The organism is Teredinibacter turnerae T7901, assembly GCF_000023025.1.
In the GTDB taxonomy this organism is placed as follows: domain Bacteria; phylum Pseudomonadota; class Gammaproteobacteria; order Pseudomonadales; family Cellvibrionaceae; genus Teredinibacter; species Teredinibacter turnerae_B.
This window is the reverse complement of record NC_012997.1, coordinates 2,692,598-2,712,832: the sequence shown is the minus strand read 5'-3', so window position 1 is coordinate 2,712,832 and position 20,235 is coordinate 2,692,598. Positions and strand designations below refer to the sequence as shown.

Below are 20,235 nucleotides of genomic sequence, written 5' to 3'. Positions count from 1 at the left end.
GTGCAGCCCTTAGAATGTGTACGACTAACCTCAAAGGAACAGGAGTTTTCCATGTTTAAATCTCTCGCTGTTAAGCTTGCTCCCGCTGTGTTGGCCTTCGGCCTGTCTGCGGCTCCAATGGTCCAGGCAGACGATTATGTAGTCGATACCAAAGGTGCGCATGCGTTTGTACAATTCCGTGTCAAGCATTTGGGCTACAGCTGGCTTTATGGGCGTTTCAACGATTTTTCTGGTGAATTCAGCTACGACCCGAAAAAGCCGGAAGCCAGCAGTATTTCAATGAAAGTTGATATGACCAGCCTGGATACGAATCACTCAGAACGCGACAACCATTTATCTGCAGAAAAATATTTAAACTTCGACAAATATAAAACCGCCACGTTTACTAGTACCAAGTACGAAAAAACCGGTGAAGACACTGCTAAGCTCACAGGCAATTTAACCTTTTTGGGTGTAACCAAGCCTATTACCATTGATGTAGAGCACATTGGTGGTGGTAAAGACCCTTGGGGCGGCTACCGCCAGGGCTTTGAGGGGCGAGCAGTCATTACACCTAAGGACTTCGGCCTGGACATGGCTTCCAAATTGGGCCCAGATTCTGCGCAAGTAGAATTGATGATTTCGGTTGAAGGTATTCGAAAATAGTCCGCTCACGAAATTTTACAATTTATGGCCCTGTTTAGGGCCATTTTTTGTTTAAAGCTTGCTATTTTATGGACTGGCAAAAAAGAAAAACCATTTGTGGTACTAATCAAGATTGGCAGGCGTGAAAACCGTGTTCTGCATAAGCAATTCGAGATAAACCAGGTTTTCCCTTTTTTTAAAGAGTTAATATCAAGAAAAGGAGTCAGCTATGTTGATTTTAACGCGTAAAAAAGATGAAACAATTAAAATTGGCGACGAAGTGACTGTAACAGTTCTCGCTGTTCGTGGTAATCAGGTTCGCCTCGGCATCAACGCGCCGAAACATGTTAGCGTGCACCGAGAGGAAATTTACAACCGTATAGCGCAGGAAGTACCTGCTGCGACTCTGGTTGAAGGTGAGTAAGGTTGAAGGTGAATAACTCGCGCGAATACATAATTATGATGTGAATCTTTGCGTATAAAACTCCATACTGAGCGCATCATTAAAAAAGCCGCTGTTGACCCCTTGGTGCAAACAGCGGCTTTTTTTGTGCCCGTTGGGAATGGCTATCCGTGGTAAAGTGGAGCGAGCTCGTCGGTGTTTTGCGACTTGTTTACACGGTAACTATCCCGCACCTGTTGCACTGCGCGATAAAACGCCGTGGGGTCGAATCCGCTGGCGTCATCCTTGCGGAACAGGCTCGCATCCAGCGCCAGACACTGTGTCTTTAAATCACTGTCTGTCCCTTTGCGGGCTATATCGCTCAGGCTTGTGATTGTGTGCTTACCCCAAAACGCTTGCGCCCAAGCCAAAGCCGAACGCCTTATTTTAGCTTCATCACCTTGCTCGCAGGCGTTTTTAAATGCGTTTAGAAGCGATTTTTCACTATCTGTACCAGCACGCTGGTTGTCTTTGCTGGTTACGGTATTAGTTTGCTGCCTGGAAGCTCGCAGCCACAACAATAAAGAGACTCCGTTCGTCAGTATTAACACCGCGACGAGCAGGTATAGCCACGAAGGCGCCCCGGAAACGCCGCTAGGCGTTTTACTCGGCGTTGACAGCTGTTGGGTGTTGTTTTGTTCAGCCGCAGCCGGTGGTGCTGGAACAATAGGCCGTTGCTTGCTTTTTTCTCCCGCTGCGACCCAGAATTTTCGGTCTGGAATTTCAGCGTACTCGAGTTCATCAGTAACCGTGTTCCACCATGGAATGCGCACTCCAGGCACGCCGATCTCACCACCTTCATTAACCACAACCGCCGAGGTTTCTATCCGCTGGGCAATCGCGCCGTCTGTATCGAGCTTATCGTTGAGCTTGGGCTGATCCGGGTAAATTTTTAAGCGAGGATCTCGCGCCTCGGTATTAATTTCAGGTAGCTGGGAAGATATGAGCCCGTTCGCCTGTAAATTCAGGGTACGGGTAATGGGCTCGCCCACTTTAAACTGTGATGGATCGCTGGCCCAGCTTTCTGCCAGAGTGAGTGCGCTTGAGGGTAGCCAGGTAGCACCTGCTGGAAAGCTGGCTGGCTTTTCTTTAATGTTGATCGTTTTAGCTGCGGTTTTAAGTCGTTTTAACTCGTAGCGACCACCATTAAAGTCAAACACGCTGCGCCTTGGCGAACGTGATATTCGCGCATTCCAGGTTTGTTCGGGAATTTCCAGCACGCCGCTGGCCTGGGGGAAAAGGGCGTAACCAAATTCCACGACCTGAAAGGGCTTGCCGTTGATCGTTTTGCCGTAGCGGGTTTCTTCGAGCGGTTCAATAAGCACATTGTCAAATGTGAGGTCTTCTTTCGCCAGTTCATCAATATTGACGGAATAGTAGAACTTGTACCGCAGAATAACCTGCTCCTGAACGTAAGCTGCCTCTTTATCGATACTGGTTTCGATAAATACTTCTTTAACATTTCCAGGTGCGACCGGTTGCGCGTCGGATACCGTTACTTTGATTGGAGTACTGCGTGCACCCTGAAATTCAAAAGCTGGAATGAGCAGACTGCCGGTTGTGCGCGGAGCTAGAATCATTTGCCACTCTGTGTAGGATTCTACCCGGCCGTTGTAGCTGTTCATTCGGTTACTTTGGCTCTGATTTAAAATTTCAAACTGGCTACTTAAATTGGCGAAGTCCGGTTGGCCGCGTGTGTTGCTGGAACCGTTGTAGCGCACCGATAGGTTCAGGGTTTCATCTTCACCAATTGTTGTGCGGTCTACAGATGCTGTAAGTGTTTGCGCGTGCGCAGATATTGCGCCGCAGGATAAGGCTGCAAGAGCCAATACAATAGCGACGGTTTTTTGAATAAGCATGGATCGATATAATTTCATAAGTGGAGTCTTACCAGCGTTCGTCTGCGTGGGAGCCGTCTGGCTGCCGCCAACCGTTTTCCCGCATTTCGCGTTTACGGGCGCGATATTCATAATTAAATTTGTTACGCATTAAACCGCTTGGGTCATCCGGAACTTTGCGCAGCCATTGCTCAAGCGCCTGCTGTTCTTCGGTTTGTTGTTCGGTCTGCCGCATCACTACAGAGTTCGCCGGACTGTCTTCATCATCCTGCGGCTGATTTTGCTCTTGCGGTTGCCCTGCCAGTTGTTGTTCCGCATCCAGTTTTTCAGCATCTTGGTTTTGTGCCTGCTGCTGCTCTTGCTTTTGCTGCTCGTCAGAAGCGTCTTTACCATAGGTATCTCGCAGCGCTTGTTGCTGCTCTTGCGAGAGTTCACTCTGTTGAGCGCTTGAGCTGCCTTGCTCCTCAGACGACTGCTGCTGAGTATCGCCGCCGTTCTGGGCGTTCTGTTGGCTCGATTTATCTTGATTTTGTTCCTGTTGACTCTGCTGGTCCTTGCCACCATCCTGGCTTTGTTGATCTTCGCTGTCGCTCTTATCCTGCTGTGAATCGTCGCTTTCGCCTTCGTTATTTTGCTGCTGCTGTTGTTGTTCCTGCAGGTCCTTCAGCTGTTTGGCGATTGCGAGATTCTGTGTGATGGCATCATTTTCTGGCTGCAGCTTTTGCGCCTGCTCAAAGCTTTTAATGGCTTCCTCGTATTTTCTGAGTTGTGCTAAGGCATTACCCCGGTTGTAGTAGTCGCTGGCGGAATCGCCGGAGAAATCTTTTAATGCGGCTTCGTAATCACCGGCTTTATAGTTGGCGATGCCACGCCACTTCTCGTCATTGAATGTCTGCGCTGCGGCAGCCGGGTCCTGGTTCACCATGGCCTGGGCTTGCTGATCTTTGGTTTGCCACAAGTCCTGCCATTCCAAGGCGTCGGCATTCGGGCTGAAGACAAAACACAGGGGAAGGCACAGCAGCAGGCCGCGTCGAAAGGCGAGGGCAGCTAAAGGCAACAGGAGCAACAGCAGGTAGGGACCGTGTTCGTACCATTGGTCGAAGAGTCGCTCCGTTTGCTGTGTCTCATCCTTGCGGTGATCGCCAAACGCGAACGCTGACAGGGTTTTGAGGTCTGCGTCGGTTGCGGAGAAGGGCACGTATAAGCCACCGACTTTGGCTGCCAGGTCACTCATCGCCTGTTCGTCAAGGCTGGCGATTACCATATTGCGGTCGCGATCGTAGGCGAAGCCGCCGCCAGCGAGGGGAATGGGTGCGCCCTGCGCCGTACCTATCCCCCAAAAGCTGATGGGGTGGGGCGCGGTATCGTGAATTTCAGCAAATGCGTCTTGTGCTGTGGGGGCGATGCCATCGGTGAGAAACACAATATCGCCGCGGCCGTTCGCGCCTTCTTTAAGGAGTTGATTGGCAAGGGTTAGCGCCATTTCAGCATTGCTGCCCTTGGCCGGCATGATTGCTGGGTCAAGCCCATAAAGAAGGCTGATGATTGTGTCGGTGTCGTCGGTGAGGGGAGTCACTACGTGGGCTTCACCACTGTAGGCGATTAACGCGGTAAGCCCTTCTTTACGCTGTTTCAGCAAATCAATCAGTTTAAGGCGCGCCCGCACCAGACGCGACGGCTTAACATCTTGCGCTGCCATAGACGGTGATAAATCCCATGCTATCACTAGCGCAGAAGACTCTTTAACAACCGGTTGTGGTAGCTTTTGCCAAGCAGGCCCGGCGGCGGCGAAAGTGGCCAGCAGCCAGGCTATGAGTAAGCCATACACCGGTAGGCGGCTCAATTTTACCGATTTGCCATCGACGAGAAACGGCAGCAGGTGCGGCGCAATATGCGACTGCCAGTGACTGGCGCTCGCCTGTCGCTGCAGTGCGACCAACGCCAGCATAACGAGTGGAATCAGCATTAACAGCCACAGCGGCCGTAAAAAATGAAATTGGGTCAGAAGGTCAGTCATCGGGTGCCCTCGAGTGATCCTGAGGTGCCAGAGGTGAAGCGGGTGCCTAGCGCGTAAAGCCGCCAAACCGCATAAACTGCGCTTAGTAAAATCGCGGCTAACAGCGGCCACATAAACAGGGCTGAGATCGGTCGCAAAATTTCACCGTCTTGTTCAATGGGCTCCAGTTTGTCCAACTCCTCATAGATCGCCTGCAACTCCTGTGGATTGCGCGCGCGGAAATACAGTCCGCCAGTGGTTTCTGCCATGTAGCGCAGGGTATCTTCGTCCAGGTCGCTGGACGGGTTGACTGTGCGGCTGAACCCGCCGAACAGCCCCATGCGTTGTTCCATCTGGTCGGCACCAACCCCAACTGTGTATATTTTTATCCCTGCCTGCTTGGCAAGGTCAGCGGCCTGGCGCGGAGCAACTTCGCCCGCGGTATTGGCGCCATCGGTTAGCAGAATCAATACCCGTTGCGATGCAGGCCGCTCGCGCAGGCGTTTTATTGCCAGGCCTACGGCATCGCCGATCGCGGTTTGCTCACCCGCGAAGCCCAGTTGTGCTTCGTCTAACAGGGTGCTTACGGTTTTGCGGTCAAAAGTTAATGGTGCTTGCAGGTACGCCTGGCTGCCGAACAAAATCAAGCCCAGACGGTCGCTCTCACGGCGTTCAATAAACTCGTTGACCACGTATTTCACAACTAAGATGCGCGCGATTTGTTTGTCCTGCACCACCATGTCTGGCGTTTTCATACTTCCGGAAATATCCACAGCGAGCAACAGGTCGCGACCGGTTGCGGGCAGGGTGACAGGTTCACCGACCCATTGAGGGCGCGCCGATGCGGCAACTAAAAGTACCCAGATTAAGGCGAGCCACCCGGCGCTGATTTTGTGCTGTTGTGCTGGAGTACCCGTCGCCTGGTGTTGTAGATTGCGAACCTGGCTGAAAAACGGCACTTTCAGGGCGGCTTCTTGGCGCTCGACTTGCGGCAACAGGAAATAGACCAGCAGCGGAAGCGGCAGAAATGCCCATGCCCAGAGCCATTCAAACTGAAACATGCGCGCTTGCCTCCCCGGTGGTCTGTTGTGCGGGCTTGCGCCGATGGTGGGCAATCCAGAATCGCGCTACGTGCGTTGCGCCGGAGACTACGTCAGCGTGCGGCGGCTCGTCCCGGTATATTTCGCCGCTAAAGCAGTAGGCGAACGCTTCTCGCTCGCTCGAACTCAGTTTGGTCAGCGCACAGTTTTGCTCTAATCGCTGAAGCCAGGCTAAACCGTGCAGGCTCGCAATCTCGTTGCGCTGCTGGGGGTAAGCGGTGAAACAGGTGCGCTTGAGCAGCGCCATCACAGCGAATAATTGCTCTCGCCCGGACAGCGATTGTTCAATGCGGGCAAGTTCGCGCAAGGCTGTGCGGCGATAGGCCGTTGCGCGACGGTGACGCACGGAAAACACAATGATGCCACTGATCAGCGCAATAACCAGCACTAACAATATCCACCAGCCAGGTGCCAGAGGCCAAATGCCAATTGGGTCCGGTAGTGCGGGCCCTTGGAGCTGGGCTAACAGTTGCTCGGCGGGGTTCGCTGCAGCGGGTTGTTGCGCTGCCGCGGGTAAGTTTGTTGGATTCACGCATGACCTCCCGGCGTAGACCGGCTGCGCCGACCAACGAAAATGTCGCGCATCAATATGTCTACCTGTGTACCTATATTCGCGCGAATAAACCGGGTGCCGCTATTGCGGCAGCTGGTTTGTACTAATTCTTGGTGTGCGTGAAATTGACTCGCAAACGCTTGCCGGAACTGGCTCGAGGGCGTGATTCCCAAGCGGTCTTCGCCATTGGACACTGTCAACTGGCTGGCGGTGGGCAGGGCGGTTTCCAGCGGATCAAACACCTGAAACAAGGTGACGTCTGTATGTCTGGCCAATTGCGCGAGCGGCTTCTCGCAGGATTCATCAAAATCATGACAATCGGAGATCACAAACACCGCGCTACCTGGTTTGGCGACGCGGCGTATGTCGGTGAAAATTTCGTACGATTGAGTTGTGCCCGCGCGAGGTTGTGGGCTGCTGAGGCGATGATTAAATTCCTGAAGCTGATTGAGCAACGCCAACACGGCGTGCTTGCCGCGACGAGCGCGCAGATCTTTTTGCTGGTCGTCGGCAAATAAAAGAGCGCCAATTCGATCATTATTCTGCATTGCCACCCATGCGATTACGCCCGCAATCTGCGCGGCGTATACAGATTTAAAGACATTCACCGAGCCGAAGAACATGGGCGAGCGCTGGTCGACCACGATAAAAACCGGCCGTTCGCGCTCCTCTTGAAACAGCTTGGTGAAGGTCTCCGTCGTGCGTGCAGTCACTCGCCAGTCGATGTTGCGGATGTCGTCGCCGGGCTGGTAGGGGCGAACTTCAGCGAACTCCATACCGCGCCCGCGAAAATGGGTGCGCGAATCGCCATCACCCGCCGCCGAACTTTTTTTGCGGTTCTCAAGCGTTAAGTCGCGACTTAAGTAGCGCAGCTGTAACAGATCGTCTACAGAGACGTAAGCACCGGCGCCCTGGCCGTTGGTATGTTGATTTGCCATGCTGGTTGCCTCGGGGTGGTTAAACCACGGCTACCCGTTGTACCAGCTCATCGATGATACCGTCCGGTGTTTGCCCACTGGCCTCCGCTTCAAACGTTAAAATCAGGCGGTGGCGAAAAACGTCGTGGACAACCGCTTGCACGTCGTCCGGGCTGACATAGTCTTTCCCCTGCATGAACGCGTGTGCACGTGAGCAACGATCCAGGCTGATGGTTGCTCGCGGACTTACGCCAAACTCCAGCCATTTGGCCAGATCGTCGCCATATTTTGCCGGGTTGCGCGTTGCATCAGTCAGCTGAACGATATATTCCTCAACCGGATCGGCCATGTGGGTCGCGAGGGCCTCTGCGCGCGCAGCGAATATTGCCTCCTGGGTGACCACGTCGGAAATCGCTGGTTTTTGCGCGACGGCGCTCGCCTCCAGGCGGCTCAAGCGCAGAATTTCTTTCTCGGCAGTTGCATCGGGGAAATCCACTCTTACATGCATCAAAAACCGGTCCAGCTGGGCTTCAGGCAGCGGGTAGGTGCCTTCCTGCTCAATGGGGTTCTGGGTCGCCATCACTAAAAACAGTGGCGGTAACTTGTAGGTGGAGCGGCCGACACTGATCTGGCGCTCTGCCATCGCTTCCAGCAGCGCGGACTGCACTTTGGCTGGCGCTCGGTTGATTTCGTCCGCCAAAACCAGATTGTGGAAAATGGGGCCGGCCTGAAATTCAAAGGTGCCGTTTTCCGGGCGGTAGATGTCGGTGCCGGTCACGTCGGAAGGCAGCAGGTCTGGGGTAAACTGAATGCGATGGAAATCACCTTCAATGCCCTCAGACAATGTTTTAATCGCTTTCGTTTTGGCCAGGCCCGGCGCCCCTTCTACAAGTAAATGGCCATCGGCGATGAGTGCGGTTAATAAACGATCGGTGAGATGCGGCTGCCCCACAATCTGAGAATCCAGCCAGTTTCGTAACCCCTGCAGAGCGGTTTTTGTAGACATAATTAACTACACCATATTCTTAAATAAGCGACAAAACTCATTGTTTTATAAGAGTTTTTAAACTATACGTTAATTGAGCTTTGAATTGAAACAACGCTTGTGGCCTGCTCGCACTATTATTGTGTGGGAGTCGCGTAAGCCCGCCTATTGACCGTGTCGAGCGCCCCAGGTTCCCCGCAACGATCACGCTGGTTCCATTCATTTTGCTGCAGCCAGCAACAGGCAGTTTATGTAGGGGCGCCGCCGGAGACTTCAACGAGCCGAACGCAATATTCGTGTTAGATGTCGCAGCGTAATGTCAGAAAAATAGAGGATTGTTGTCGTGGAAATTTCTCAGCCACATGTGAATGATCGTGAGCATTTTTTAACCGTTTTTGACAAATGGGTCGAGCAGAACAAGCAAAAAGAGACTGACCCGGGGTTTCTAAAATTTGCCCAGGTTTACCTCGCGCGTTTCCCGCTTGAGGATTGGGTGGGGCGCCAGATTGGCGACCTGTTTGGGCTGTGTTACGGCCTGTTTATGACCTTAAAAAACAGCGCCCGCAAGCCCGTGGTCGAGGTGTACAACCCCTCTCTTTCGGAACACGGGTGGCAGTCGGGGCGCACCATCGTCGTGATACTGCAGCGGGATATGCCGTTTTTAGTCGATTCCATCCGCGTGCTGTTCAACAAAAAAGAAATTCCTATCTACATCATCAAAAGCCGTGTTCTCAATGTTAAACGCGGGGGGGAGTTCAGTGTCGAGCAGGGCGGTGCTAAGCCAAGCAAGGAAAAAAATATCAGCCGCGAGGCACTTATTTATCTGGAGATCAGCCTTCATCCGGCCAGCGATGAGTTGGTGCGGATCAAGCGCGAGCTGCAAAAAGTACTGGCTGATGTGAGCGCAGTGGTGGATGACCACGATTCGATACTCGCGCGTCTGGATGAAGCGCAAGGCAGTATTAGCCAAATGGGCGAAAGCACGGCGGAAATTGTGGCCTTTTTGAGCTGGTTACGGCATCGCCACTTTGTGTTTCTCGGTTTTCGTGATTACAACCTGATCGACCAAGCCGACGGGCGTGTTCTTGAGGAAAATGCGGATGCGCGGATGGGGGTTTTCCGTGGCATCAAGGCCGAAAACACCCGTGTGCCGGAGGCGCAATTCAGCGACGGAATTCGCAATTTTTACGAGGGTTCGGATATCGTCTGTTTTTCCAAAGCGGCCACCCACAGTTCCGTGCATCGCGCGGTCTACCCGGATTACGTGGTGGTGAAAAAACTGGATGCGCAAGGTAATGCCCTGGGTGAAGTGCGCTTTTTGGGATTGTTCACCTATGAAGTATTCTCCCAATCGCCGTTCGATATACCCATTTTGCGCTTGAAAGTGAACAGCATAGTAGAAAATTCCGGATTGGACCCGAACAGTCACGATGGCAAAAACCTGTTCCGCACCATCGAAAACTATCCACGCACTGAGCTGATGCTCACCGATACTGCCACGCTGGAAAACAATATTCTGGCGATTGCCAATTTGAATGAACGCCACCTGGTGAAGCTGATTGCTCGCGCAGATCCGTTTGGCAATTTTGTCACTTGCAACGTGTTCGTGCCGCGCGATGTGTACACCTCGGCATCGCGTCAGCGCATTCAGGATATTCTCGGTGAAGCACTGGGTTCTAACGATTTCGATTTCAATACGTTTTTTTCGGAATCCAACCTGGTGCGTGCGCAATTCGTATTTCGTATCGACCCCAGTGTAAAGCGCGAATTGAACCTGGCTGAACTGGAAGACAGCATCGCTGAGGTCACCCGTAATTGGACGGATCACCTGCGTAGTTCGCTTTACGAAGAGTACGGCGAGGCGAAAGGAACAGCGTATTTCAATGCATTTAAAAACGGGTTTACGCCCAGTTACCAGGAATATTTTGATGCTCGCTTTGCCGTGCAGGACATCAAACTCATTGAAGAGCTAAAGAACGAACAGGATATAGCGATGAATTTTTATCGGCCGTTCGGCGCCGATGAAACTGCCATTCGCTTTCGTATTCTGCATTTAAATGAACCGCTGGTACTATCGGATGTGATTCCATTACTGGAAAATCTGGGGCTGCGGGTAATCGGTGAGCATCCTTATCAGATCTTCCAAAAAAACGGTAAAGGCGTGTGGCTGCACGATTTCCAACTGGTGCTCGGTTTGCCTGTGAACCCGGATATCAGCAGCGCCAAACTCCTGTTCGAAGACGCGTTCGAAGCTATTTGGAGAGGCCAGGCCGAGAGCGATCCCTTCAATAAGTTAGTGCTAGCGGCGCGTTTGAACTGGCGCGAAGTCTGTGTGTTGCGGGCTTACGCAGGCTATATGAAACAGGTCGGTTTTTCGTCTGATCAGGCATTTGTCGCCGACACCCTGCTGCGTTATCTCGATATCACCCGCGATCTCGTCGCTATTTTTAAATCGCGCTTTGATCCGCGCCTGAACCGCGATAATAAATCCAAGGAGCGGGGTGAGCGGTTGAAGAAAAAAGTGCTGGACGCGCTGGATGCTGTGCCTAATCTGAATGAGGACCTGGTGCTGCGCCACTACTTGCAGTTGATAGATGGCACCTTGCGCACCAACTATTTCCGCGCGAACCGCGATTATATTTCGTTCAAGTTTAGCCCGCGCACAATTCCGGATATTCCCGAGCCGCGCCCACTGTTCGAAATTTATGTGTATTCCCCACGTGTTGAAGGTGTGCATTTACGTGGTGGCAAAGTGGCACGCGGTGGCCTGCGCTGGTCGGACCGCTTACAGGATTATCGCACCGAAGTGTTGGGCCTGGTGAAAGCCCAGCAGGTAAAAAATGCGGTGATTGTCCCCACCGGAGCCAAAGGCGGTTTTGTGAGTAAAAATCCACCCAAAACCGGCGGGCGAAAGGCCGTTCTGGATGAGGGTATTGCCTGTTACAAAACTTTTATTCGCGGTTTGCTGGACTTAACCGATAACTTTGTTGCGGGGGAAGTTATTCCGCCACCGGAAGTCATACGCCACGATGAAGACGACCCCTACCTGGTGGTTGCCGCCGATAAAGGCACTGCGACCTTTTCCGATATTGCCAACGCGATTTCCATAGAATATAGCCATTGGCTGGGGGATGCTTTTGCGTCCGGCGGTAGCCAGGGTTATGACCATAAAGGCATGGGGATTACCGCGCGGGGTGCCTGGGTATCGGTGCAGCGTCATTTTCGCGAAAAAGGTATCGATATACAGAAGGAGGATTTCAGCGTAATCGGCATTGGCGATATGGCTGGCGATGTGTTTGGTAACGGCATGCTGCTATCGGAGCATATCTGCCTTACCGCGGCATTTAATCATATGCATATTTTTATCGATCCAACGCCAAATGCCGCAGCGACCTTTACTGAACGCCAGCGACTTTTTCAAACGCCGGGTATCACCTGGGAAGATTTCGATAAATCACTTATCTCAGCGGGCGGCGGGGTATTCTCCCGCGCAGACAAATACATTGCTATTTCGCCGCAAATGCGAGAAGTATTTGCGATTACCGCAGACAAGCTGACGCCCACCCAATTGATTAACGCGTTACTTAAAGCGCCGGTTGATCTGATTTGGAACGGTGGTATTGGAACCTATGTAAAGGCGAGCATCGAAACTCACACCGATGTGGGCGATAAAGCCAATGATGCCGTGCGCGTTAACGGATTGGAGTTGCGCTGCCAGGTGTTTGGCGAAGGTGGCAATCTGGGCATGACGCAATTGGGGCGGGTCGAATACGCACTTTCTGGCGGAGCCTGTAATACCGATTTTATCGACAATGCGGCCGGTGTGGATTGCTCGGACCACGAGGTCAATATCAAGATTCTGCTGGATGAAATGGTGGCGGCGGGAGACCTCACAGCCAAGCAACGCAATGCGTTATTGGTGGAAATGACAGACGATGTGGCTGAGCTGGTGTTGCAAAATAACTACCGTCAAACGCAGGCGCTGAGTATTGCGCAGTTTCATGCGGCTACCCGCGACAATGAATACCGCCGGTTTATTACCTTCCTGGAGAATCGCGGCCGGCTGGATCGCTCGCTCGAGTTTATTCCCACTGATGACCAAATCGCCGAACGCCAGGCGCACGGCAAGGTACTTACCCGTCCGGAATTGTCGGTGTTGATTTCCTATGCCAAAGTGATGCTGAAAGAGGAGTTGACCGATTCTGATCTTGCCGAAGACCCTTATATCGCCCGCGCCATAGAATCTGCGTTTCCGCAGACTATTGTCCATAAATTCCCGGAAGAGCTGTATCGTCACCGCCTGAAAAAGGAAATTGTAGGCACTCAACTGGCGAACGACTTGATCAATAACCTGGGTATTACCGTTGGTCATCGTTTGCTGGAAACTACTGGCGCGCGCAGTGATCAGATCGCACGGGCCTATGTGGTCTCACGGGATGTGTTCGAATTTGAAGAGTTTCAGGATTATATCAAGTCCCTGGATAACAAAGTTTCGGCGGAATTTCAGGCGGAGCTTACATCCAACATGATTCGCCGGGTAAGGCGTGGAACGCGCTGGTTTTTGCGCAACCGCCGGCAGGACCTCAGCCCCGAAGCGGATGTGGCCTTTTTTAAAGAGAGCCTGGATGCGGTCTACGCGGCCTCCGCAGAAGCGATTGAGGGAAGCGCTCGCGAGGAATGGCTTGCCCGCAGTAAGCGATTCGAAGAGTTGGCGCTACCAGGTGTTTGGGCGCTGCGCCTGGCAATGCCAGATAACCTGTTCTCCGGCCTCGGTGTGGTGGAATCGGCGCGGATGGCGGGTAAAGATATTCGCCCGGTTACCGATATGTTTTTCGACTTGCTCGACAAGCTCGATTTAAACTGGTTCGCATCGCAGCTTTCCGAAATTAAGGTGGATACCTACTGGCAGGCTATTGCGCGGGAAACCTATCTCGATGATCTCGAAACTGCGTTGCGCCGTTTAACGGTTGCTATGGTTAACGCCCAGGATAAGTCGGGAGCCGCAGGCTTATTTGAGCAATGGCTTGGCGATAATGCGTCGTTGATCGTGCGCTGGAAGCAAATGATTACCGAAGTGCAGGCGTCGCCGGGTACGGATTACGCCATGTTTGCGGTCGCGCTGCGCGAATTGGGTGATTTGGTAGACGTGACCGAACATTGGGTGTGATATTGGCAAATCAGGTAGAAATACAGCTCACCATTAATGCTGACGAATATCTGAAAATGTACCAGGGGAGGGCGAATGATGTTGTTGCTCGTGCAGTAGACGGGCGACGTATCCGGTTTCCCGCCCGTATTCTGCAGCGATTTGTAACCCGCGAAGGCGTCAGTGGCGCCTTCATAATAACGTTTGATGAGGCAAACCGATTCCGCAGCATCGAACGTAAATTGCGCTAAAAACAAGCCCTAAATCAACCTCAAACGCCAGTCGGCTTTATCGCTGACGGCGTTTTCTGTATGCTTCGCGAAAATTTAAGGAGCCTGCCACCATGTACGCATTTGCACGCAAACTGCTTTTCTCGCTCGACCCGGAAACCGCGCACGAGTTGTCACTGGATTGTCTGGGCGCCGCGGAGCGGTTGCAGTTGCTCAAGCCGTTTGTCGCGACGCCGGTTTCAGACCCTGTAGAAGTTATGGGGTTGCGGTTTCCCAACGCCGTGGGGCTTGCTGCCGGGCTGGATAAAAACGCGGATTACTTTAATGCGCTGGGCCAATTGGGTTTTGGTTCTGTTGAAGTGGGCACCGTTACCCCCTTGCCGCAACCTGGAAACCCGCAGCCGCGCTTGTTTCGCCTGATCGAAGAAGAGGGCATCATCAATCGCATGGGGTTTAATAATAAGGGTGTAGCGCATTTGGTGGCTGCCGTTGCCAGGCGTCGCTATCGTGGCGTGCTGGGGATAAACATCGGGAAAAATAAGGCCACACCAGAAGAGCAGGCGCTTAGCGATTACGAAAAATGCATGGACGCCGTTTATGAGAGCGCAGACTACATTGCCATCAATATTTCTTCCCCCAATACGCCCGGGCTACGGAATTTGCAGTTTGGTGAAAATCTTAGCCATTTATTGCAAGGCATAAAACGTCGTCAGGCGCTACTTCACGAAGCGACCGGCAAGCGGGTTCCCATTGCGGTTAAGATCGCACCGGATATGACGGATGACGAAATTAAAGGCGTGGCAGACGCGCTTGTTTCAAATCAGTATGAAGCAGTGATTGCAACCAATACAACTGTGTCCCGTGACGAAGTCCCGCACTCGCCCCACAAAGAGGAAATGGGAGGGCTGAGTGGCCGCCCAGTTGCTGAAAAATCCACCCACGTTATTCGTGTACTCGCTGAACACATGCAAGGTGCGATGCCGATAATCGGGGTAGGGGGTATTATGACGGGTGCAGACGCAGAAGAAAAAATCCGAGCTGGCGCGTCTCTCGTACAATTGTACTCTGGCTTTATTTACCGCGGCCCTGCGCTGGTGTCAGAGGCCGCAAGCGCAGTTGCTGCGCTTAGCTAGCGGCCTCTTTCGGGGTAGACCTGAGATACAGGTCGTTATTGGCCGGCACACAGGTTACCGGTAGGTTTTGCTGGTCCTTCAAAGGCTGCGGTTCGGTTGTTGCGCAGTGTCCTTGATTGTTGGTGGTACGGAAAGGGTTTTAGGCTTTATCCCGGCCACCTGTGCCGGGCTAAAAAAATGTTTGAATCTTCTGGGCTTGCGCCAGAGTATTGAAACCATTCCAATGGTCTTCTCGTCCTTCGCGCCAGCCGGTAAGCCAGTCATGCCTGGTATCACCGGTAACATGCGGGCAGAGACTGCGCGAGCGACCTGTAACACCTGCCTGGTAGCCTCGGGAAAATGCACGTTGGGAGGAATTTTTTTTCTGGCGTTTCATTCGGGAAGTACCTCTTTTTTGGTTATGAGCATATTCTTCATGAATTGCGTGAACTAAAGAGTCCGTTCCAATAAAATGGATCGTTTCCTGTCGCCGCCACACGTCAGTTAGCGTTGCGCTAAGCTGTAAAAATCGCGAGGCGGACAACCAGTGTCCCAAAGGCTAATTTAAATGTGAACGAATTTAAATTTATAGCCAGTTAATTCTATATCGCTCTTTTGCATAAAACCCCACACAAAAATTATGACCTCTCAATATTTTGCTACCTGCCCAAAAGGGCTGGAAAACCTTTTAAATCAAGAGATTACCGATCTCGGTGCCGATCAGGTTCGGGCCACTGTGGCCGGCGTCTACTTCTCTGGCGGACTGGAACTTGCTTACAAAGTTTGTTTGTGGTCCCGGCTCGCCAACAAGGTCCTTTTGCCTTTGGGAAAAGCGTCGGTGAACAGCGCAGAGGACCTCTATCGGGCGGCAAAAGCTATTCTGTGGGAGTCACATTTTCCTGAAGCCGCCACTTTAATTGTGGACTTTTTGGGTTCCAACAAAGCCATTCGCCACACACAGTTTGGTGCGCAGACGGTCAAAGATGCGATTGTCGATCGGATCAAAGAAGTGCGCGGTGAGCGACCGAACGTTGCAAAGCAAAATCCCGATTTGCGGATAAATGCGAGACTGGCGAAAAACGAAATCCACATTAGTCTCGACTTGTCCGGAGAAAGCCTGCACCGGCGTGGCTATCGCTTGGGTCAGGGCGGTGCGCCCCTTAAAGAAAATCTGGCCGCCGCCATTTTAATGCGTGCGGGCTGGTTGCAAATGGCAAGTGAGAGACTGGCGCTACTCGACCCTATGTGTGGCTCAGGCACATTTCTGATTGAAGGGGCGATGATCGCGACAGGTATGGCGCCGGGCCTTTTGCGAGCCAGACGAGGTGGGCTGGGGTTTGGTTTTTTGCGCTGGGCGCAGCACGACCAAAGCCTTTGGCAGCCATTGGTTGACGATGCCGAGCAGCAACTCGCCAGCGGACTGGCCGCGGGAACCGGCGAAATTCGCGGTTATGATCAGGACCCTCGGGTACTGGGCAATGCGCGCAAAAATATTTGCGCAGCCGGTTTGGATGATTTTATCCGCGTCAGCGAAAAATCCGTTGCTGATTTCAAAAAGCCGACCCATGCGGAGTTGAGCAATGGCCTGATGCTGTGTAATCCGCCCTATGGCGAGCGTTTGGGTGAAATAGAAGCACTGAAATACACCTACCAAACACTTGGCGCCGTAGCAAAACAGGAGCTGCCGGGATGGACTCTCGCCGTGTTCACCGGCAACAGGGAGCTGGGTAAAGCCGTGGGGTTGTGGGCAGCGAAAAAGTATCAGTTGTTTAACGGCGCAATCGCCAGCGAGCTTTTACTGTACGAATTGCGCAGTGAGGGTGAGCAGGTAAAAGTTGATGCGGCCACCCCTGCGACAAATAAAACTGTGTTGAACTTGCGTGAATGCCCGCTGAGTGCGGGCGCGGAAATGGTATTTAACCGGCTGCTGAAAAACCGCAAAAAACTGGACAAATGGGTCATGCGAGAAAATATTCAGTGTTATCGCGTCTATGATGCGGACATGCCGGAATATTCAGCCGCCATTGATGTCTATCAGTTTACGGACGGCAGGTTAAAGTTGCACGTTCAGGAATATGCAGCCCCAAAAACCGTGGACGCCGAAAAAGCCCAGGCCCGCTTTGAAGAAATTTTGCTTGCCTGTGCGCACGCCTATGAGCTGGACGACGAGCACTTGATTACCAAGCAGCGGGTGCGGAATCGCGGCAAGCAGCAATACGAAAAACTGGGTGGAAATCGCTCTGAGCAGGGCGTGGTGCGGGAGGGGAATGCCGATTTACAGGTTAATCTTACCGATTATCTCGATTCCGGGTTGTTTCTCGATCATCGTCCGTTGCGTTTACGCATTGCTGAACAAGCTAAGGGCAAGCAATTTTTAAATTTGTTTTGCTACACCGCAACGGCAACAGTACATGCTGCGCTTGCTGGTGCGAAATCCTCGGTGAGTGTGGATATGTCCAACACCTATTTGGATTGGGCGAAAGATAATTTCGCCCTCAACAATATTCATCAGTCGCAGCATATGCTGGTGCGGGCCAACTGCATGGATTGGCTGAAAAACTGCAGGCAGGGCTTCGACCTGATCATGCTGGACCCACCCAGCTTTTCCAATTCTAAAAAAATGGAAGGCGTATTGGATGTACAGAGGGATCACGCGGCGCTGATTGAGCGCTGTATGGACTTGCTCAACCCGGGTGGTTGTTTGTATTTTTCGAATAATTTACGCAGTTTCAAATTGGATGAAAATGCGTTGAGCCGCTACCGGGTGACCAACATTAGCGCGCAAACCCTAGACCCGGATTTTCAACACAACCCCAAAATTCATCAATGCTGGGAGATACGCCAAGCATGAGTTTAACCAAGTTGGCAAAACCCTTTAAAGTCAATTCAAAGTTCAAGCCAGCAGGCGATCAACCCGCGGCGATTGAAAAACTGTATCAAGGTGTGGAAGCCGGCTTGGCCCACCAGACGCTACTTGGGGTAACCGGCTCGGGTAAAACCTTTACGATTGCGAATCTGGTAGAAAAACTGCAGCGGCCAACCATGATTATGGCCCACAACAAAACGTTGGCAGCGCAGCTTTATGGCGAGTTTAAAGAGTTCTTCCCGGATAACGCTGTCGAGTATTTCGTATCCTATTACGATTACTATCAGCCGGAAGCCTATGTGCCATCTTCCGATACCTTTATTGATAAGGACGCATCGGTCAACGAACACATTGAACAAATGCGCCTGTCGGCGACCAAAGCGCTGATGGAGCGTGACGATGCGCTTATCGTCGCGACGGTGTCTGCCATATATGGTTTGGGTGATCCTGATGCCTATTTGAAAATGATGCTGCACTTATCGCGTGGCGATCAGATAGATCAGCGCGCAATATTGCGGCGCTTGGCGGAGTTGCAGTACACCCGCAACGACATTGATTTTGGCCGCGGAACCTATCGGGTGCGCGGTGAAATTATTGACGTGTTTCCTGCAGACTCAGAAATAGAAGCCGTGCGTATTGAATTGTTTGACGATGAAGTGGAACAGATCTCGTCGTTCGACCCGTTAACAGGGGAAATTCTTGCCCGCCTGCCGCGCTGCACTATCTATCCAAAATCTCACTATGTCACGCCGCGACAGACTATTTTGAATGCAGTGGATTTTATCGAAGAGGAAATGCAGGAACGGCTCGAGCAGTTTCGCGGTATGGATAAACTGGTGGAAGCGCAACGCCTTGAGCAACGCACCAAATACGATATGGAGATGATGCGCGAGCTGGGTTATTGCAACGGTATCGAAAACTACTCGCGCTATCTCTCTGGCCGCGCTGCCGGAATGCCGCCTCCCACGCTGTTTGACTATTTACCCAAAAACTCGCTGCTGGTGATTGATGAATCGCACGTAACTGTGCCGCAGATTGGAGGTATGTACAAAGGCGACCGGTCGCGGAAAGAAACATTGGTGGAGTACGGTTTCCGTTTGCCGTCGGCATTGGATAATCGCCCTATGCGGTTCGATGAATGGGAACAGCTAGCGCCGCAAATGGTTTTTGTATCGGCGACACCCGGCAACTATGAAGCCGAGCACCAGGGGCAAATCGTGGAGCAGGTCGTGCGCCCAACCGGATTGGTGGACCCGGAAATCGAAGTTCGTCCGGCGGGCACTCAGGTGGATGATTGTCTGTCAGAAATCCGCAAGCGTGTTAAAGCCAAAGATCGCGTGCTGATTACCGTGCTGACCAAGCGCATGGCAGAAGACCTCACTGAATTTTTGATGGAGCACGGTGTGCGGGTGCGCTATCTGCACTCGGATATCGATACCGTTGAACGGGTGGAAATTATCCGCGATCTGCGACTGGGTGAGTTTGACGTACTGGTCGGTATTAACCTTCTGCGGGAAGGCCTGGATATGCCGGAGGTCTCCTTGGTCGCGATTTTCGACGCAGACAAGGAAGGCTTCCTGCGGTCAGACCGCTCTCTGATCCAGACCATTGGCCGCGCCGCGCGAAATGTGAAAGGCCGTGCTATTCTCTACGCAGATAACATCACGGGTTCCATGCAGCGTGCCATGGACGAAACCAACCGTCGGCGCGAGAAACAAATCGCCTTTAACGAAGCGAATGGCATCACCCCGAAAGGTATCGTTAAAAGCATTGCCGATATCATGGAAGGTGCACGGGCACCGGGCGCGCGCCCTGGCAGCAAGCGGAAAGTTGCCGAGAAGGCCGCCAGCTACGCAACTGACGTACCGGCAGGGAAAGATGTGTGGCATCACATCGCCGATCTTGAAAAAGACATGCTTGAAGCCGCGAAAAATCTGGAATTCGAAAAAGCAGCAGCGATACGCGACAAAATCCACGAACTCAAGGAGGGCGCATGAACGTTTTCACCTATGGCTCATTAATGTATCCCCCAGTGTGGCAGCGAATTGTTCAATATCACTACGAACATAACGCAGCAACAATTTACGGCTATGAGCGTGTTGGTGTGCGCGACGAACCCTATCCTATGCTGGTGCCAGCGGGCACCTCGTCGGTGGTTGAGGGCGTGCTCTATCGCAATATCACCCCGGATGACCTGGCGCGACTTGACGCCTTTGAAGGCGACTTTTACGACCGCATCAGCGTGGATGTTGTTCTCACCGATGGCAGCGTGGTGCAAGGCATGGTCTATTTGGCCAATGCCTACGGTCGCCAGTATGCCCTCGAAACGCCTTGGGATATGGCGTTGTTCGAAGCCGAGGGCATGCAGCGTTTTAATAACCTCTACGACGGGTATGAACGCATCCGCTAGTCGCAACCGTTGACTT

The 20,235-nt window shown here is 52.5% G+C and carries 15 protein-coding genes; 8 read left to right on the top strand and 7 right to left on the bottom strand.

Annotated features, from left to right (window positions below; all coding sequences use genetic code 11):
• Positions 1–51: 51 nt before the first annotated feature.
• Together TERTU_RS10785 and csrA are read left to right on the top strand one after the other, a co-directional pair.
• Positions 52–645, top strand: a complete 594-nt coding sequence (locus tag TERTU_RS10785; RefSeq protein ID WP_015818263.1) for a YceI family protein — start codon at positions 52–54, stop codon at positions 643–645.
• Between the two features lie 208 nt (positions 646–853).
• On the top strand, positions 854–1,048 hold the full coding sequence (gene csrA, locus TERTU_RS10775) for a carbon storage regulator CsrA (protein WP_015819590.1): 195 nt from the start codon (positions 854–856) through the stop codon (positions 1,046–1,048).
• Between the two features lie 143 nt (positions 1,049–1,191).
• Here csrA and TERTU_RS10770 read toward each other — a convergent pair whose 3' ends face one another.
• Genes TERTU_RS10770 through TERTU_RS10745 form a run of 6 tightly spaced genes read right to left on the bottom strand, consistent with a single transcriptional unit; the run spans position 1,192 to position 8,476 of the window.
• The gene (locus TERTU_RS10770) at positions 1,192–2,943 is read right to left on the bottom strand and encodes a BatD family protein (protein ID WP_041590202.1); all 1,752 of its coding nucleotides are present in this window, start codon (positions 2,941–2,943) and stop codon (positions 1,192–1,194) included.
• Positions 2,944–2,953: 10 nt separating this feature from the next.
• Positions 2,954–4,921, bottom strand: a complete 1,968-nt coding sequence (locus TERTU_RS10765; protein WP_015818423.1) for a VWA domain-containing protein — start codon at positions 4,919–4,921, stop codon at positions 2,954–2,956.
• The gene (locus TERTU_RS10760) at positions 4,918–5,961 is read right to left on the bottom strand and encodes a vWA domain-containing protein (protein ID WP_015820609.1); all 1,044 of its coding nucleotides are present in this window, start codon (positions 5,959–5,961) and stop codon (positions 4,918–4,920) included. The genes TERTU_RS10765 and TERTU_RS10760 overlap by 4 nt, the downstream gene beginning before the upstream one ends.
• Positions 5,948–6,532 (bottom strand): DUF4381 domain-containing protein, encoded by a 585-nt coding sequence (locus TERTU_RS10755; protein ID WP_012779319.1) that lies wholly within the window; start codon positions 6,530–6,532, stop codon positions 5,948–5,950. Before TERTU_RS10755 ends, TERTU_RS10760 begins: the two co-directional genes overlap by 14 nt.
• A complete protein-coding gene (locus tag TERTU_RS10750) occupies positions 6,529–7,491 on the bottom strand; it encodes a DUF58 domain-containing protein (protein ID WP_015820128.1) in 963 nt (320 codons plus the stop codon). Before TERTU_RS10750 ends, TERTU_RS10755 begins: the two co-directional genes overlap by 4 nt.
• 19 nt (positions 7,492–7,510) lie before the next feature.
• Positions 7,511–8,476 carry an AAA family ATPase gene (locus tag TERTU_RS10745; protein WP_015820663.1) on the bottom strand — a complete coding sequence of 322 codons (966 nt, stop codon included), beginning with the start codon at positions 8,474–8,476 and terminating at the stop codon, positions 7,511–7,513.
• Between the two features lie 322 nt (positions 8,477–8,798).
• Here TERTU_RS10745 and TERTU_RS10740 point away from each other — a divergent pair, with 322 nt between their 5' ends.
• The 3 genes from TERTU_RS10740 to TERTU_RS10730 all read left to right on the top strand — a co-directional run bounded on the left by TERTU_RS10740 (position 8,799) and on the right by TERTU_RS10730 (position 14,964).
• The gene (locus TERTU_RS10740; RefSeq protein ID WP_015818944.1) at positions 8,799–13,622 is read left to right on the top strand and encodes an NAD-glutamate dehydrogenase; all 4,824 of its coding nucleotides are present in this window, start codon (positions 8,799–8,801) and stop codon (positions 13,620–13,622) included.
• Entirely contained in the window at positions 13,619–13,852 is a 234-nt protein-coding gene (locus tag TERTU_RS10735; RefSeq protein WP_018014650.1) for a DUF2835 domain-containing protein, read from the top strand. The genes TERTU_RS10740 and TERTU_RS10735 overlap by 4 nt, the downstream gene beginning before the upstream one ends.
• Before the next feature lie 92 nt (positions 13,853–13,944).
• Positions 13,945–14,964: a quinone-dependent dihydroorotate dehydrogenase gene (locus tag TERTU_RS10730; RefSeq protein ID WP_015820123.1), complete on the top strand. Its 1,020-nt coding sequence runs from the start codon at positions 13,945–13,947 to the stop codon at positions 14,962–14,964.
• 169 nt (positions 14,965–15,133) lie between these two features.
• On the opposite strand, the gene rmf is transcribed toward TERTU_RS10730, so the two are convergent.
• Positions 15,134–15,340 carry a ribosome modulation factor gene (gene rmf, locus TERTU_RS10725; protein ID WP_015820668.1) on the bottom strand — a complete coding sequence of 69 codons (207 nt, stop codon included), beginning with the start codon at positions 15,338–15,340 and terminating at the stop codon, positions 15,134–15,136.
• Positions 15,341–15,583: 243 nt separating this feature from the next.
• Here rmf and rlmKL point away from each other — a divergent pair, with 243 nt between their 5' ends.
• From rlmKL to TERTU_RS10710, 3 genes are read left to right on the top strand one after another with little or no spacing between them, the layout of a single operon-like run.
• Positions 15,584–17,794 carry a bifunctional 23S rRNA (guanine(2069)-N(7))-methyltransferase RlmK/23S rRNA (guanine(2445)-N(2))-methyltransferase RlmL gene (rlmKL, locus tag TERTU_RS10720; RefSeq protein ID WP_015818607.1) on the top strand — a complete coding sequence of 737 codons (2,211 nt, stop codon included), beginning with the start codon at positions 15,584–15,586 and terminating at the stop codon, positions 17,792–17,794.
• Positions 17,791–19,806 carry an excinuclease ABC subunit UvrB gene (gene uvrB / locus TERTU_RS10715; RefSeq protein WP_015817573.1) on the top strand — a complete coding sequence of 672 codons (2,016 nt, stop codon included), beginning with the start codon at positions 17,791–17,793 and terminating at the stop codon, positions 19,804–19,806. Before rlmKL ends, uvrB begins: the two co-directional genes overlap by 4 nt.
• Entirely contained in the window at positions 19,803–20,219 is a 417-nt protein-coding gene (locus tag TERTU_RS10710; RefSeq protein WP_015818199.1) for a gamma-glutamylcyclotransferase family protein, read from the top strand. Before uvrB ends, TERTU_RS10710 begins: the two co-directional genes overlap by 4 nt.
• Positions 20,220–20,235: the final 16 nt, after the last annotated feature.